We start from the raw sequence: 15,179 nt of genomic DNA, 5'->3' as shown, positions 1-15,179 counted from the left end.
CATGAGCACGATGGCCATCGGCGGCCCGAAGCCTGCCGCGAAGAACACCGTCCGGGACTCGATCAGGTTTCATCTGCTGCTCGGACTTGGCATGGTGCTGGTGCTGGTCATCGGTCTCGGCGGCTGGGCGTCGACCGTGCTGATCTCGGGCGCGCTGATCGCGCCGGGCCAGATCGTGGTCGAATCCAACGTCAAGAAGGTGCAGCATCCGACCGGCGGCGTGGTCGGTGAGGTGCGCGCCCGCGACGGCGACCTGGTCAAGGCCGGCGACATCGTGGTGCGTCTCGATGACACCGTCACCAGGGCGAACCTTGCCATCGTCACCAAGAATCTCGACGCCGCGCAGGCGCGCGCGGCGCGATTGCAGGCCGAGCAGCGCGGTGTCGACAGGATCGAATTTCCGCAAACCCTGCTCGAACGTGCCAACGATCCCGACGTCAAGCTGCTGCTCTCCGCCGAAACCAAGCTGTTCGACGTCCGGGTCAACGGTCGCGCCGGACAGAAGGCGCAGCTGCGCGAGCGCATCACCCAGCTCAACGAGGAGATCGCCGGTCTCAGCGCCCAGGAGAAGGCCAAGGATCAGGAGATCGCGCTGGTGCAGAACGAGCTCACCGGCGTGCGTGATCTCTACGACAAGCGTCTGGTGCAGCTTTCGCGCCTGACCCAGCTCGAACGCGACTCGGCGCGTCTCAACGGCGAGCGCGCGCAGTACATCGCTGCCCGCGCGCAGGCCAAGGGCAAGATCACCGAGACCGAGCTGCAGATCATCCAGGTCGACAAGGACGTGGTGAGCGAAGTCTCCAAGGATCTACGCGAGACCAACGACAAGATCGGCGAGTTGATCGAGCGCAAGGTTGCCGCCGAAGACCAGCTTCGCCGCATCGACATCCGCGCGCCGCAGGACGGCATGGTGCTGCAATCCAACGTGCACACGGTCGGCGGCGTCGTCACCGCCGGCGATGCTCTCATGCTGATCGTGCCGCAGACCGACGACCTCCAGGTCGAGGCCAAGGTCAATCCGGTCGACATCGACAAGCTCCAGATCGGCCAGAAGACGCTGCTGCGCCTCTCCGCGTTCAACCAGCGCACCACGCCAGAGCTCAACGGCCTCGTCAGCCGCGTCTCGCCCGACGTCACCACCGACCAGCGCACCGGCCAGAGCTACTACACCATCCGCGTCTCGATGCCGGCGGAAGAGATCGCCCGCCTCGGGGACGTCAAGATGATTCCCGGCATGCCCGTGGAAGCCTTCGTCCAGACCGGCGACCGCACCATGCTGTCCTACCTGATGAAGCCGCTGCACGACCAGCTGATGCGCGCGTTCAGGGAGAGATGACGCGCGAAAGCGCGTCATGATTTCGTAGGGTGGGTTAGGCAGAGCCGTAACCCACCCTACAGCACTGCCTTCTTTGCTATAGTTCGACTCAGGTCAAGAATCATCCGGCGGCCGAACCATGCAATCTCCTCCCTCCATCGCCACTGAATCCTTCTCCGACGCCGGCCTTGCGGTCGCCCGTCTCGAAGAGATCTACGAGCGCAACACAAAATTCCTGCGCGACCGGTTCGAGGCCTATGTCGGCGGCGAGGCGATCGCGACGCGGGTGCGGGCCTACTATCCCTTCGTGCGCATCACCACCGCAACGCATGCCAGGCTGGATTCGCGTCTCGCCTACGGCTTCGTCGCCGGGCCCGGCGTGCATGAAACCAGCGTGACGCGGCCGGATCTGTTCCGCAGCTATCTCACCGAGCAGATCGGATTGCTGATCCAGAATCACGGCGTGCCCGTCGAGATCGGCGAATCGGCCGAGCCGATCCCGATCCATTTCGCTTATCGCCGCGACATCAATATCGAGGCCGCCATCACCACCAGCGAGAATTCGACCGCGACGCGATCGCTGCGCGATGCGTTCGACGTGCCGGATCTCGCCGCCATCGACGATTCCATCGCCGACGGCACCTTCGAGCTCCGGCCCGGTGCGGCCGAGCCGCTGTCGCTGTTCCGCGCCGCCCGCGTCGACTATTCGCTGCGTCGGCTCTATCACTACACCGGCACCGATCCCGAATATTTCCAGAACTTCGTGATCTTCACTAATTACCAGTTCTACGTCGACGCTTTCGCGCAGCTCTGTCAGCAGCGGCTTCAGTCGGGCGAGGCCGGCCTCGATGCCTTTGTCGCGCCGGGCAACGTCATCACGCAGAGCGGCGGCGCGGTCAGCGGCATCGCGCCCGCGCGCATGCCGCAGATGCCGGCCTTCCATCTGGTCGTATCGGGCTATCGCGGCATCACTCTGATCAATATCGGCACCGGTCCGTCGAACGCGCGCAACGTCACCGACCACGTCGCCGTGCTGCGCCCGCACGCCTGGCTGATGCTCGGTCATTGCGCGGGCCTGCGCAACACGCAGCGGCTCGGCGACTACGTGCTCGCGCATGGCTATGTGCGCGAGGATCACGTCCTCGACCGCGAGCTGCCGCCGTGGGTGCCGATTCCCGCGCTGGCCGAGATGCAGGTCGCGCTCGAAGAGGCGGTCGAGGACGTCACCGGCCTCGAAGGTTTCGAGCTCAAGCGTCTGATGCGCACGGGGACGGTGGCGAGCGTCGACAACCGCAATTGGGAGATCTCCGGGCCCGAGGTGATCCGCCGCCTGTCGCAATCGCGCGCCGTTGCGCTCGACATGGAATCGGCCGCGATCGCCGCCAACGGCTACCGCTCCGCGTGCCCTACGGCACGTTGCTGTGCGTCTCCGACAAGCCGCTGCACGGCGAGATCAAGCTCGCCGGCATGGCCAGCGAATTCTACCGCCGCCGTGTCGGCCAACATCTCGAGATCGGCCTGAAGGCGCTGGAGCGGCTCAAGCAGCAGGAATCGGAGCGGCTGCATTCGCGCAAGCTCCGCAGCTTTGCCGAAGTGGCATTCCAGTAGGGCGAAGGTGCTCTTTGCTGCTGACAACCGGAGCGATTTTCAGCATTGTCCGTCGCGGGGGGGCTCGACCGGGACGACTTGATGCCACTGACGCGCGACAGGATCATCGGCCACGACCATGAACGGCTGGCCTTTCGCTTCACCATGCTGAACGACGGCGAGGTCGTGCATTGCCAGATCAGCGACGCCGCGATGGACGAGCTCGCGGGCATGCAAGGCACCGAAAGCAGCGCGCGTCAGGCGCAATTCCTGTCGCTGCGCGAGACCATCGAGCGGATCGCGTCGGATGTCTATGACGAAGCCCCGCGGGTGCAGGGATATGTGGTGCGGATCTTCATGCGGCATTTGGGACGGTGACATCGTCCCACTCTCTGCTGTCATGCCCCGCGAAGGCGGGGCATCCACTACGCCGCGGCCTATCGATTCAACCACAACGGCCTCGGAGTACTGGATCGCCCGGTCAAGCCGGGCGATGACAGCAGTATTGGCGGCGAGACTGTCCCGGCTCACCGCATCGATGCCGTCACCCCTCCAGCTTCCTCAATAGCAACTTCAGTGCCGTTGCTGCAAATACCTGCATGTTCGCAAACCGCTCGCTGCTGCCGGTCTCCAGCGTCATCACCTCCATCGCAGGTCCGGCCACCGCCATGCAGCTATGGCCGGCGGCGTCACCATAGCGGTTGCCGGTGGGGCCGGCTGCGCCGGTCTCGGACAGGCCCCAGTCGCTGTTGAAGCGCGTTCGCATCTGTCCGGCCAGCAGCTGTGCGTAGGGTTCAGACGAGGAGCGGAAGCCTCTCATTCCTTCGTCCGAAATATCCATCAGCACGCGCCTGGCGTCTCGGGTGTAGACCACTGCGCCGCCGAGGAAATAGGCGGACGCGCCGGGTACCGCGAGCAGGCTCGCGGCGATCAGGCCGCCGGTGGAGGATTCGGCGACGGCAATGGTCTGTTTACGGGCGATCAGTTTGGCGGCGATCTGTTCCGCAATGCCGACGAGTTCTTTCATTCCCTGAACCTCTCGTTTCCCGCAACCGAGCTGCGCCTTCCTAGCATATGCCAGAAGCCTTGGCCGAGTTGCGGGCGACCGGCAGGCCTGATTGAATGGCGAGGACAGAAAAGACAAGCGAGGAAACGTGAGAAGGGAGACGTCATGGCGTCCCTGATCGCCGGCGGGGTGGATTGCGATGTGCATCCGGCCGTGCCGCATCTGACCAGCCTACTGCCCTACCTGAACGATTACTGGCGCGATCAGGTGACGACGCGCGGCATGGTCGACCTCATCTCGCAATCCTATCCCGAGAGGTCGCCGATCACGGCGCGACCCGACTGGCGTCCCGAGACAGGCAAGCCCGGCGAGAGCCTTAAGGACATGCAGCGTCACGTGCTCGATCCCTTCCAGCTCAAGCATGCCATCTGCAATCCGCTCTACGGCGTGCAGATGGTGTTCTCGGAGGACATGCAGGCGGCCTTCTGCCGTGCGCTGAACGACTGGCTCGTGACGGAGTGGCTCGACCGCGATCCGCGGCTGCGCGGCTCGATCGTGATCCCCACGCAAAGCGTCGAGAAGGCCGTGGCCGAGATCGAGCGCTGTGCCCGGGACCAGCGTTTCGTGCAGGTGCTGATGCTGGTCATGGGCGATGTGCCGCTCGGCAAGCGCGCGCTGTGGCCGATCTACGAGGCCGCGGAACGGCTGGAACTGCCGGTCGGCATCCACGCCGGTTCCGCCTATCACAATCCGCCGACCGCGGTGGGATGGGGGTCCTACCACATCGAGGATTATGTCGGTCAGGCCCAGGCGTTCCAGACCCAGCTCACCAGCCTGATCGTCGAGGGGGTCTTCGCCAAATATCCGCGCCTGAAAATGGTAATGCTGGAGTCGGGCGTCTCCTGGATCTCGCCCTATCTCTGGCGGCTGCACAAGTTCTGGCGCGGGGTGCGGATGGAGACGCCGTGGGTCGATCGCGCGCCGCTGGACATTGTGCGCAGCAACATCCGCTTCTCGTTACAGCCATTTGATGCCCCGCCGGATGAGGCGACATTAAATCGCCTGTTTGAGCATATGCAGTCCGACGAATTGGTCCTATTCTCCACGGACTATCCGCACTGGCAATTCGACGGCCAGGACGCGCTGCCCGAAGGTCTGTCCCCCGATCTCGTGCGCAAGATCATGATCGACAATCCGCATGCGACCTATCCCCGCCTGAAATGAGCCCGCTGCCAAAGGAGGCAAGGCGATGAATATCCAGTTTCGCGAGAACCAAGAAGCCGCGTCCCCCCTGACCGCCAAAACCGCGATCGCGGACTGCGACATCCATCCGGCCCGCGCCACCCGCACCGAGCTCTATCCCTATCTCGCCAAACGCTGGCAGCATCATCTCGAAGTCTACGGCGTCCATGCCTATCAGGGCATGATGGAAGGCCCGCCTTACCCAAAGGCGCAGCCCAACGCCTCGCGCCGCGACGCCTATCCGCCCGAGGGCGGGCCGCAGGGATCCTCGCTGTCCTTCATGCAGAAGCAGCTGCTCGATCCCAACAACGTCCAGCTGGGCGTGCTCAATCCGCTCAACACCGGGCAGGGCATTCGCAATCACGAGCTGTCGGCCGCTTTGTGCTCGGCGATCAACGACTGGCAGATCGACAAATGGACCAGCAAGGACAAGCGGCTGAAGGCCTCGATCGTCGTCGGCAATGAGGATGGGCTGTCGGCCGCCGCCGAGATCCGCGAGCGCGCCGGCGACAAGAACTTCGTGCAGGTGCTGCTGCTCAGCCGCAATGTCGAGCCGCTCGGCCAGCGCCGCTATTGGCCGATCTATCAGGCTGCGGAGGAGGCCGGCCTTCCCGTCGGCGTTCACGCCTTCGGCTTCGGCGGCAACCCGATCACGCCGTCGGGCTGGCCGAGCTACTACATCGAGGAGATGGTCGGGCATTCGCAGTGCCAGCAATCGGCGCTGGCGAGCCTCGTGCTGGAAGGGGTGTTCGAGCGCTTCCCGAAGCTGAAGATGGTGATGATCGAGGCCGGCTTCGGCTGGGCGCCGTCGCTGGCCTGGCGGCTCGACAAGGCCTGGCAACGCCTGCGCAGCGAGGTGCCGCATGTGAAGCGGCCGCCCTCGGAATATATCCGCGAGCAGGTGTGGTGGACGACGCAGCCGATGGAAGACCCTGAAAGGCGCGAGGATCTGTTCGACGTCATCGACTGGATCGGCTGGGACCGGCTCCTGTTCGCGACCGACTATCCGCATTGGGACTATGATGAGCCCTCGCGCGTCCTGCCGGCCGGCGTCAGCGAGGCTAATCGCGAGGCGTTCTATCTCGGCAATGCCAAGAAGCTGTACGGAATAGCTTGATGGCGCGTCATGTGATTGCTGCGGTCGACGAGCTTCCGCCGGGCACGCGAAAATTCCTCGAGATCGACGGGCGGCCGATCGCCGTCTTCAACATCAAGGGCGAATATTTCGGCCTGATGAACCGCTGCCCGCATCAGGGCGCGGCGCTGTGCGAGGGTCCGCTGATCGGCCTTGCGCAGTCCAGCAATCCCGGTGAGATCGAATACACCAAGCTTGGGGAGATCATCCGCTGCCCCTGGCACGGCTGGGAGTTCGACATCCGCACCGGCCAGTCCTATTGTGACCCCCGCCGCTTTCGCGTGAAGGCCTATCCGGCCCATGTCGAGCCGGGTGCGAACGTGGTGAAGGGGCCGTATGTCGCCGAGACGATCCCGGTGAGCGTCGAGAGCGATTACGTGGTGGTGGAGCTGTAACTCTCGCCGTCATTCCCGGGCGCGCATAGCGCGAGCCCGAATCCATCGTGCGGCAGCAATGCTCGGAGAAATGGATTCTCTGATGCGCAATTGCGCATCATAGCTCGCCTCTTCGAGGCGCCCCGGAATGACATCCCAGGGGGTAGAAGCCACCGATTTTTCAGGCCTTGTGCTGCGTGGCAGCAATCAGCCACTGCCTGAACGCGGTCAGCTTCGGCGCCTCGCGGCGGCCCTCCGGGGCGACCAGGTAGAAACCGGCATCGGCCGGCAGCGCGATCTTGAAGGGCACCACCAGCCGGCCCTTGGCGATGTCGTCTTGCACATAGGAGGTCCGCCCCATCGCCACGCCGATGCCGTCGATCGCGGCCTGGATGGTCATGAAGATCATGTCGAAGGTGATGCCGGGATGCCTGGCGATGTCGGCCGGCAGGCCCGCCGCGGTCAGCCAGAGCCGCCAGTCGTCGCTGTTGGCGTTCGAGGTGTGCAGCAGCGCATGGTTGCGCAGATCCTCCGGCCGGCGCAGCGGCTTGTCGCCGCGCAGCAACGACGGGCTGCACACCGGAAACAGCTCGTCCGCCATCAGCCAGTCGGCACGCAGGCCCGGCCACTGGCCGCGGCCGTAGCGGATCGCCGCATCGACATTGTCGCGCTGGAAGTCGACGAGGCTGGTCGAGGTGGTGATGCGCACATCAAGGCCGGGATGCTGCTCCTGGAAATCGCTCAGCCGCGGCAGCAGCCACTTCGCGGCGAGCGACGCCAGCGTCGACACCGTCAGCACCTTGTCGTCGTCCTTGCGCAGCAACCGGTCGGTCGCAAGCCGCAGGTCGTTGAAGGCGGCACGGACGCCCGGCAGATAGTCGCGCGCTTCCGGCGTCAGGGCCAGCGCGCGGTTCTGCCGGATGAACAGGCGAATGCCGAGCTCCTCCTCGAGCCTGCGGATCTGATGGCTGATCGCGGTCTGCGTCACGTTCAGCTCGCTGGCTGCCAGCGTGAAGCTGAGATGGCGCGCGGCGGCTTCGAACGCCCGCAATCCGTTCAGGGACGGCAATCTGGCAGTCATTTGGCAGCAGGATACATGACGTTATTTCATGCGAAAAGGTACAAATTGTCGTTTGTCGCGGCGCAGCAGAAGGCAGATATTAGCATTCAACTTAGCTCCAGGAGCTGAAAATGTCTACATTGACCGACAATTCGATGACAAATCATCATGCGCAGGGCCTCCTCTACCAGATCGGGGAGGTGCTTCATGTCTGGCACGAGCGCTACCGGACCCGGCGCGAGCTGACCCACTGGACCGCCCGCGACCTCCACGACGTCGGGCTGTCCTGGTCGGACATTGCCTACGAGGCCGAAAAGCCCTTCTGGCGGGCCTGACAGGCCGCCAGGCCGGCGCCGCCTGAGCACAGGGGCGCCGGCGGTCCTCTTTCCGCATGGCATGTGTGATGAGCAGCCTCCGCCTCGAAGACCTGAAGCAATATTCGGACACGCTGCGCACCCGGCATGGCGAGGCGCTCAACGTCCGCTTCGTCGAGCCGCGCGACACCGAGGAGCTCCAGCACTATTTCCGCTCGCTCTCGACCCGCTCGCGCTACAACCGCTTCTTCGGCGCCGTCAGCGAATTGCCGGAAGGGTTGTTGCGCGACTTCCTCCAGATCGGCGATCGGGAGCGCTTCACGATCGTCGCCACCATGCTGGTCGACGGCTTCGAGACCATTATCGCCGAGGCGCGCTACGCGTTGCATGCCGAAGACGCGACGCTTGAGTTCGGCCTGTCGGTCCACGACCGCTGGCAGGGCCACGGCATCGCCACCGCGCTGATGAAGAACCTGGAATGCCGCGCCGCAGCGCTTGGCGCCGAGCACATGTTCGGCGAGACGCTGCGCTCCAACGAGACCATGGTGTCGCTCGCGCGCAAATCCGGCTTCGGATTCGTCAATCATCCCGACGATTGGAAGCTGGTGCGCTTCGGCAAGGAGATCTCGGTCGCGCCGAAAGACATCCCCTGCGCGAGCTGGCGCCTCGCCGCCCTTTCCCGTCAGGCCGAACGCCCCTCAGCCTCGGCCTGACATGACTGAGAAGCCCGGCCTGGCCAAGCCAGAGCCGGGTGTTTTTTTGCTTTGCGATTTCTCTCTCCAGCGTCATTCCGGGGCGCGCGTAGCGCGAACTGTGATGCGCAATTGCGCATCAGAGAATCCATTTCACGGCTCGCTTTGGGCCCAATGGATTCCGGGTGCGATGCTGCGCATCGCCCCGGAATGATGCCGTGGATGTTAGGCGCGCCTACTTCCCCGTGAACACCGCCTTGCGCTTCTCGATGAACGCCTGCACCGCCTCCTTGTGATCGGCGGTCGTGGTCAGGCGCACCAGCCGCTCGGCTTCGTGGTCGCGCGCGGTTTCGAAGTCGAACAGCACGGCCTCGTCGAGATTGTCCTTCATGTAGCGCAGCGCGAGGCGCGGGCCTGCGGCGAGCGATTTGGCCAGCGCAAACGCCTCCGTCTGCAATTTGTCGTCGGGCACGACGCGGTTGACGAGCCCGATCGCTTCGGCCCGTGCGGCATCGACGCGGTCGCCGGTGAACATCAATTCGCGCGCCCGCGCGGTGCCGACCAGCCGCGTTAGCAGCCAGGCGATGCCGTAATCGCCCGACAGCGCGATGCGGGCATAGCCGGTGGCGACGAAGGCCGATTGCGCGGCGATGCGGATGTCGCAGGCCATGGCGATGGCAAGGCCGGCGCCGACCGCGGGGCCGGGCAGCGCAGCGATCGTCGGCTTGCGCACCGACACCAGCGCGCCGGTCAGCAGCCGTTGCCGCTCCTGCAGATCGGCGATCCGCTCCTCCAGCGACATTTCCAGCTTCTTGGGGTCGCGATGCGCACCCATGCCCTTGACGTTGCCGCCAGCGCAGAAGGCCTCGCCCGCGCCGGTGAGCAGCAGCGCGCCGACCTCGCGATCTTCGCCACAGGTCCGGATCATCGTGCGCAGCGCCGGCGTCAGCGCGTCCGAAAGCGAATTGCGCGCCTCCGGCCGGTTCAACGTGATGATGGCGACGCGGTCGCGGATGACGCAGAGGAGCTCGTTGGTGCCGGTGTCGATGGTGGTTTCCGTGGTCATGTCGCCTCCCCCTTCTATTTGTTGTCATTCCGGGATGGTCCGAAGGACCAGACCCGGAAACTCGAGATTCCAGGTCCGGTCCTGCGGACCGCCCCGGAATGACGAACTGAACTCAAAACCTCTCTACCCAGGGCCGCAGCTCGAGCTCCCAGCTCCAGGCGCTGCGCGGCTGCTGCAACACGTTCCAATAGCTCTGCGCGATCGCATCGGGATCGAGCATCGAATCCGGTTTGTCCGCGGCCTCCGTCCGCGCCGCACTGCGAATGCCGCCGTCGATCACAAAATGCGCGACATGAATGCCCTGCGGCGACAGCTCGCGCGCCATGCTCTGGGCAAGGCCCCGCAGCGCGAACTTGCCCATCGCGAAGGGAGCCGACTGCGCATAGCCCTTGACGCTGGCCGAAGCGCCGGTGAACAGGATCGCGCCGTGCTTGTTCGGCAGCATGCGTTTTGCCGCCTGTTGCGCCACCAGGAAACCGCCATAGGCGCTGACCGCGATCGCGTTGGCGACGTCGGCCGGAATGAGGTCGACGAACGGCCCGCGCGTGCGGCCGCTGGCATTGTAGACCACGAGGTCGGGCGTGCCGATCTCGCGCTCGACCAGGCCGAACAGCCGCTCGACCTCCTCCGGATCCGCCGCGTTACAGGCATAGGCCTTCGCGCCGGTCTCGCTGCAGAGCGCGCCAAGCTTCTCGATCTTGCGCGCGGCCAGCGCCACGCGAATATTCTGCGCGGAGAGCAGCCGCGCCAGCGACGCGCTCAGGCCTTCGCCGGCGCCGACGATGAGGGCGATCTTGTATTTCGGATGTTCCATGGCGTGATCTCTTGGGATGGGAGCCGTAGATCTATGCATGCCGACGCGAACAACCAGCCGGCGCGATCACAATTCCGCAGAGCGAATTGCTCCTTCACGGCGATCATGCCTCCCTGACAATTTGCGGCTTTATCGCTCTCCGCGGCTGGAGCATGATCGACATCATCCCAAGCGGCAAGCGCCAAATCAGCGCAAAATGTCCGCACGGCGGAAACGATAGAGGACGATCATGCACAAGCCGGCCCCAGCACAGCCGAACAGCGTCGCGGCCGAGCCATCCGGCCTGCTGGCGCCAGATACCACAGGCATGAATTTCTACCGCGCCGATCCCGCGCTGACGGATCTCTTGCGTATCCATCTGCCGGAGCCGCTGTTTCGCCACATCGAGCCGCATCTCGACCGGCTCGGCGAGCTCGCCGGCGGCAGGCTCGACGAGTGCGCGCGGCTTGCCGACCGGCACACGCCCATTCTGCACCAGCGCGACAAATTCGGCCGCGACGTGCAGTCGATCGAATATCACCCGGCCTATCGCGAGCTGGAGAACGCCGCCTTCGGCGAGTTCGGCATTCACGCGCTCTCGATCCGCAAGGGCATCATGGGCTGGCCGGATAAATACCCAGTCGTGGCCAAGCATGCCTTCACCTTCCTGTTCAACCAGACCGAATTCGGCATGGGCTGCCCGATCAACGTCACCGACGGCTGCGCCAAGCTATTGGCGAACTTCGGCAGCGAGGCGCTGAAGGCGAAATATCTCGACGGCCTGACCTCGACCGACATGAGCCAGCTGACGCAAGGCGGCCAGTTCATGACCGAGAAGGAGGGCGGCTCCGACGTCGGTACGCTGACCACGCGTGCGGTGCAGGAGGGCGACCATTGGCGCCTCTATGGTGAAAAATGGTTCTGCTCGAATGCGGACGCCAAGGTCGTGATGCTGCTGGCGCGTCCCGAAGGCGCCGGCCCCGGCACGCGCGGCGTCGGCCTGTTCCTGATGCCGCGCTTTCTCGACGACGGCTCGCAGAACCACTACCGGATCGTGCGTCTCAAGGACAAGCTGGGCACGCGTTCGATGGCCTCGGGCGAGATCAAGCTGGAAGGCGCGATCGCCTACGCGGTCGGCAAGCTCGACCGCGGCTTCGTGCAGATGGCCGAGATGGTGAACTCGTCGCGGCTCTCCAACGGCGTCAAGTCCACAGCGCTGATGCGCCGTGCCTATCACGATGCCATGACGGTCGCGACGAACCGCGTGGTGTTCGGCAGCCGCATCATCGACCTGCCGCTCGGCCGCCGCCAGATGCTGAAGATCATGCTGCCGGTCGAGCAGGCGCTGTCGATGAGCTTCCTCACCGCGGACGCGCTCGACCGCGCCGAAGCCGGCAGTCAGGACGCGGCGGCGCTGCTGCGCATCCTCACGCCGACGCTGAAATTCCGCGCCACGCGCGATGCGCGCAAGGTCTGCGGCGATGCGCTCGAGATGCGCGGCGGCATCGGCTATATCGAGGAGTTCGCCACCGCGCGGCTGCTGCGCGATGCGCATCTCGGCTCGGTCTGGGAAGGCACCGGCAACATCGTGGCGATCGATGCGCTCCGGCGTGCGGTCGGCCGTCACGGCGCGGAGTCCGCGCTCGCGGCCGATCTGCAGGCCCGGCTCGATGACAGTGCGTCGGTGCCGCAGGCCTGGCGTGACCGTCTGCGCGGCCTCACCGATCGCGCCGTCAGCTTCGCGCGCGAGGTCGCGAGCAAGTCCGAGAACGAGGCGGATGCCCGCCGCGCCACCAGCCTGCTCTATCATGTCGCCAGCGCGGTCGCGCTCGCCTGGGAGGCGCATCGCATCCACGACATGCGCGGCGACGCGCGCCGGCTGCTGCTGTCGCGGCTCGTCGTCGACCACAGGGTGTTGCCGAGCGATCCGTTCCGGCTGACGGAAAATACCGCGCAGGCGAGGATGGCTGAGCTGCTGCTTGGGGATCGCGACGCCGGCATGAGCGAGGTTGGCGAACTGGTTCTGGCGGCGTAGGCTGCTTTCACCTCTCCCAGGGGACAGGTGAAAGCCTGCACGCAACGATAATCACAACAACGGGGAAACACCGATGAAGGCCGCCGTCCTCCATGAAGTCAACCAGCCGCTCGTCATCGAGGATATCAGCCTGCCGAAGCCGGGTCCGCGCGAGGTCCTGATCCGGACGGCGGTCGCCGGTCTCTGCCATTCCGACCTGCACTTCATGGAAGGACTCTATCCGCATCCGCTGCCCGCAGTGCTCGGGCACGAATCCGCCGGTGTCGTCGAGCAGGTCGGCTCCGATGTGACCTACGTCAAGCCAGGCGACCACGTCGTCACCTGTCTGTCGGTGTTCTGCGGCACTTGCGACAATTGCACCACCGGCCGCACCGTGCTCTGCACCGACACCACGGTGAAGATGCTGCCGGGCGTCTCGAACCGGATGCAATGGTCGAAGCCCGAGAAGCTGCATCAATTCCTCAACCTGTCGTCGTTTGCCGAGCAGATGCTGGTGCACGAGAACGCCATCGTCAAAATCAGGAGAGAAATGCCGCTCGATCTCGCCGCGCTGATCGGCTGCGGCGTCATCACCGGCTACGGCGCGGTGGTGAACACGGCGAAGGTGACGGCGGGCGAGACGGTCGCCGTGATCGGCTGCGGCGGCGTCGGCATGGCCGCGATCAACGGCGCGCAGATCGCAGGCGCCGGCCGCATCATCGCCATCGACACCAATCCGGCAAAGCTCCAGCTCGCCACCAAGCTGGGCGCGACCGATATCATCAACCCTGCCGACGGCGACGTGGTGAAGCAGGTCCGCGACCTCACCAATGGCGGCGTGCATCATTCCTTCGAGGTGCTCGGCCGCAAGGAGACCGCCGAGCAGGCGTTCGGCATGCTCGCTTCCGGCGGCACCGCCACCATCGTCGGCATGATCCCGTTTGGCCAGAAGATCGAGCTGCACGGCTTCGACTTCCTGCGCGAGCGCAGGATCCAGGGCTCATCGATGGGCTCGAACCATTTTCGCGTCGACATGCCCCGCCTGGTGGATTTCTACCTGCGCGGTCGCCTGCACCTGGAGGACTGGATCTCGGCGAAACTCAAGCTGAACGAGATCAACGAAGGCTTTGCCAACATGAAAGCCGGCAAGACGCTGCGCAGCGTGATCATGTTCGACAGCTAGCACGGCTGATGCCGCGCTCGATCAGGCGCGCGATTCCTTTATGAGCAGCAGCGTCATGAGCGCGGCAAGGCCGGCGGCGAGAATATAGGCAAGGGATATGTTCAGGCCGGCACCTGCGAACAGCAAATAGGAGAACAATCCTGCCATTGACGCAATGAAGCCGAGCCAGGCCAGTCCCGGAAGGCGAAATCCACGTTCGCCCTGGCGGAGATCGAGCACGAGGTAGAACACCAAAAAGCTGTTGCAGAGCGCCGCCGGCAACAGGCCCATGACGATCTCGCTCTCGAATGCAAGATAGGACAGAACGCCGTCGACCTGGGCAATCACCGCGAACGGCAGATAGCGCAGGTTGAGGCAGGCCAGGGCGATGCTCGCAAGCTCGAACGCGTAGAAGTAGCGCTCGTGCATCTTCGGAAGCAGGTACGGCATCAGAATGAGCGATGCGCATGCGACGAGCAGAATGAACTCCGGCCCGGTCCGCTTGGACTGTGCGATGAAGATCGATAGGGCAAGCCCGCTCGCTGCCGCGAGCACCAGACCAATGGCGACTCCGACTGTGTAGGGCGTTCCTCCTGCGAACACCCAGAAGTTCGCTGCATTCATGGTCAGGTGATGAAATGTGCTGGCTTGGCCGAGATAGACGCCGAGCACGGAGACCAGAGATCGGCCCGCAACGAGAACCGGGATGGCGAGGATCGCATAGGCTCCCGGAATGGCTGCAAGCCACGCCAGGTGAATCTTGCGGCGTAAGATCATGCCGAGCACGAACGGTCCCAGGAATACGCCCTGCGCTTTCACCGAGCAGCCTATTGCGAAAGGCAGAACGCCATTTCGGTTGCGCATGAACATCGCCACGGACAGCAGCGCGAAGAAGGTCCAGATCGAATCGGCCTGTCCCCACATCGCTCCATTGAAGAGCACCGTCGGTGCAAGCCAGACCGAGCAGAAGGCCAGGGACACGCGCAACGGCACTCTTGTCGCTCGCCAAACCATCTGGGCGGCGACGATCGCGCAACCGAGCTCGAATATCGCCGAGATGGCCTTCACGAGCGAAAGCGGCTGGCCGAGCCAATCAAAGGAGGCAGCGATCAGCAGGAGGTAGCTGTAGAATGGGGTGTAGTTGGTGAAGGGCTCGGCCAGCGCGCCAACACCGTGATCCCGAGCAAAGGTGTACCACGGGATCAGGAACTGAACGGCGTCGCTGTTGGTGTGCTCCCGGGCGAGGTAACGGAGTGCAAGGCCCGCAAATCCACACGCCAGCATGAGGACGATCGGAATGCGCCATCTCTCGGGCAGCGATCGGTCTGCATTGACGCGATAGGGATTGCGGAGCGCGCCCATCTCGATTGTGTCGTTTTTCACGCAATCATTCCAGGATTGGAGCGGTACCCTTCGCCA

At 64.5% G+C, this 15,179-nt stretch carries 14 protein-coding genes and 1 pseudogene; 10 read left to right on the top strand and 5 right to left on the bottom strand.

The annotated features are described in order from the left end of the window. Position 1 precedes the first annotated feature (1 nt). From K410_RS0131990 to K410_RS0131980, 3 genes and pseudogenes are all read left to right on the top strand, one after another. Positions 2-1,336: an HlyD family type I secretion periplasmic adaptor subunit gene (locus tag K410_RS0131990; protein WP_028138653.1), complete on the top strand. Its 1,335-nt coding sequence runs from the start codon at positions 2-4 to the stop codon at positions 1,334-1,336. 118 nt (positions 1,337-1,454) lie between these two features. Next, a pseudogene (locus tag K410_RS0131985) lies at positions 1,455-2,923 on the top strand (AMP nucleosidase). A gap of 81 nt (positions 2,924-3,004) precedes the next feature. Then, a complete protein-coding gene (locus K410_RS0131980; RefSeq protein ID WP_028138652.1) occupies positions 3,005-3,280 on the top strand; it encodes a DUF1488 family protein in 276 nt (91 codons plus the stop codon). Positions 3,281-3,446: 166 nt separating this feature from the next. Here K410_RS0131980 and K410_RS0131975 read toward each other — a convergent pair whose 3' ends face one another. Next, on the bottom strand, positions 3,447-3,929 hold the full coding sequence (locus K410_RS0131975) for a CinA family protein (RefSeq protein ID WP_028138651.1): 483 nt from the start codon (positions 3,927-3,929) through the stop codon (positions 3,447-3,449). A gap of 144 nt (positions 3,930-4,073) precedes the next feature. Here K410_RS0131975 and K410_RS0131970 point away from each other — a divergent pair, with 144 nt between their 5' ends. Genes K410_RS0131970 through K410_RS0131960 form a run of 3 tightly spaced genes read left to right on the top strand, consistent with a single transcriptional unit; the run spans position 4,074 to position 6,680 of the window. Then, a complete protein-coding gene (locus tag K410_RS0131970) occupies positions 4,074-5,132 on the top strand; it encodes an amidohydrolase family protein (RefSeq protein WP_028138650.1) in 1,059 nt (352 codons plus the stop codon). Between the two features lie 25 nt (positions 5,133-5,157). Then, positions 5,158-6,267, top strand: a complete 1,110-nt coding sequence (locus tag K410_RS0131965; RefSeq protein ID WP_028138649.1) for an amidohydrolase family protein — start codon at positions 5,158-5,160, stop codon at positions 6,265-6,267. Next, positions 6,267-6,680: a Rieske (2Fe-2S) protein gene (locus K410_RS0131960; protein ID WP_028138648.1), complete on the top strand. Its 414-nt coding sequence runs from the start codon at positions 6,267-6,269 to the stop codon at positions 6,678-6,680. Before K410_RS0131965 ends, K410_RS0131960 begins: the two co-directional genes overlap by 1 nt. 160 nt (positions 6,681-6,840) lie before the next feature. Here K410_RS0131960 and K410_RS0131955 read toward each other — a convergent pair whose 3' ends face one another. After that, entirely contained in the window at positions 6,841-7,740 is a 900-nt protein-coding gene (locus K410_RS0131955; RefSeq protein ID WP_028138647.1) for a transcriptional regulator GcvA, read from the bottom strand. A 110-nt stretch (positions 7,741-7,850) separates the two neighbouring features. Between K410_RS0131955 and K410_RS0131950 the strand changes: the two genes are divergently transcribed. Both K410_RS0131950 and K410_RS0131945 read left to right on the top strand, forming a co-directional pair. After that, a complete protein-coding gene (locus K410_RS0131950; RefSeq protein WP_028138646.1) occupies positions 7,851-8,054 on the top strand; it encodes a DUF1127 domain-containing protein in 204 nt (67 codons plus the stop codon). A gap of 68 nt (positions 8,055-8,122) precedes the next feature. Then, positions 8,123-8,746 (top strand): GNAT family N-acetyltransferase, encoded by a 624-nt coding sequence (locus K410_RS0131945; protein ID WP_028138645.1) that lies wholly within the window; start codon positions 8,123-8,125, stop codon positions 8,744-8,746. A 214-nt stretch (positions 8,747-8,960) separates the two neighbouring features. Here the strand turns inward: K410_RS0131945 and K410_RS0131940 are convergent, their stop codons facing one another. Beyond that, positions 8,961-9,791, bottom strand: a complete 831-nt coding sequence (locus tag K410_RS0131940; RefSeq protein ID WP_028138644.1) for an enoyl-CoA hydratase — start codon at positions 9,789-9,791, stop codon at positions 8,961-8,963. Between the two features lie 112 nt (positions 9,792-9,903). Further along, a complete protein-coding gene (locus K410_RS0131935) occupies positions 9,904-10,605 on the bottom strand; it encodes an SDR family NAD(P)-dependent oxidoreductase (protein WP_028138643.1) in 702 nt (233 codons plus the stop codon). A 229-nt stretch (positions 10,606-10,834) separates the two neighbouring features. Here K410_RS0131935 and K410_RS0131930 point away from each other — a divergent pair, with 229 nt between their 5' ends. After that, entirely contained in the window at positions 10,835-12,619 is a 1,785-nt protein-coding gene (locus tag K410_RS0131930; protein ID WP_028138642.1) for an acyl-CoA dehydrogenase family protein, read from the top strand. 73 nt (positions 12,620-12,692) lie between these two features. After that, positions 12,693-13,781, top strand: coding sequence for a Zn-dependent alcohol dehydrogenase (locus tag K410_RS0131925; RefSeq protein ID WP_028138641.1), 1,089 nt, complete (start codon positions 12,693-12,695; stop codon positions 13,779-13,781). Positions 13,782-13,802: 21 nt separating this feature from the next. On the opposite strand, the gene K410_RS0131920 is transcribed toward K410_RS0131925, so the two are convergent. Then, positions 13,803-15,122, bottom strand: coding sequence for a hypothetical protein (locus tag K410_RS0131920; RefSeq protein WP_245269570.1), 1,320 nt, complete (start codon positions 15,120-15,122; stop codon positions 13,803-13,805). Positions 15,123-15,179: the final 57 nt, after the last annotated feature.

The sequence above is a fragment of the Bradyrhizobium sp. 22 genome (assembly GCF_000482425.1).
GTDB classification, from domain to species: domain Bacteria; phylum Pseudomonadota; class Alphaproteobacteria; order Rhizobiales; family Xanthobacteraceae; genus Bradyrhizobium; species Bradyrhizobium japonicum_B.
This window is presented reverse-complemented; position numbering and strand designations above follow the sequence as displayed.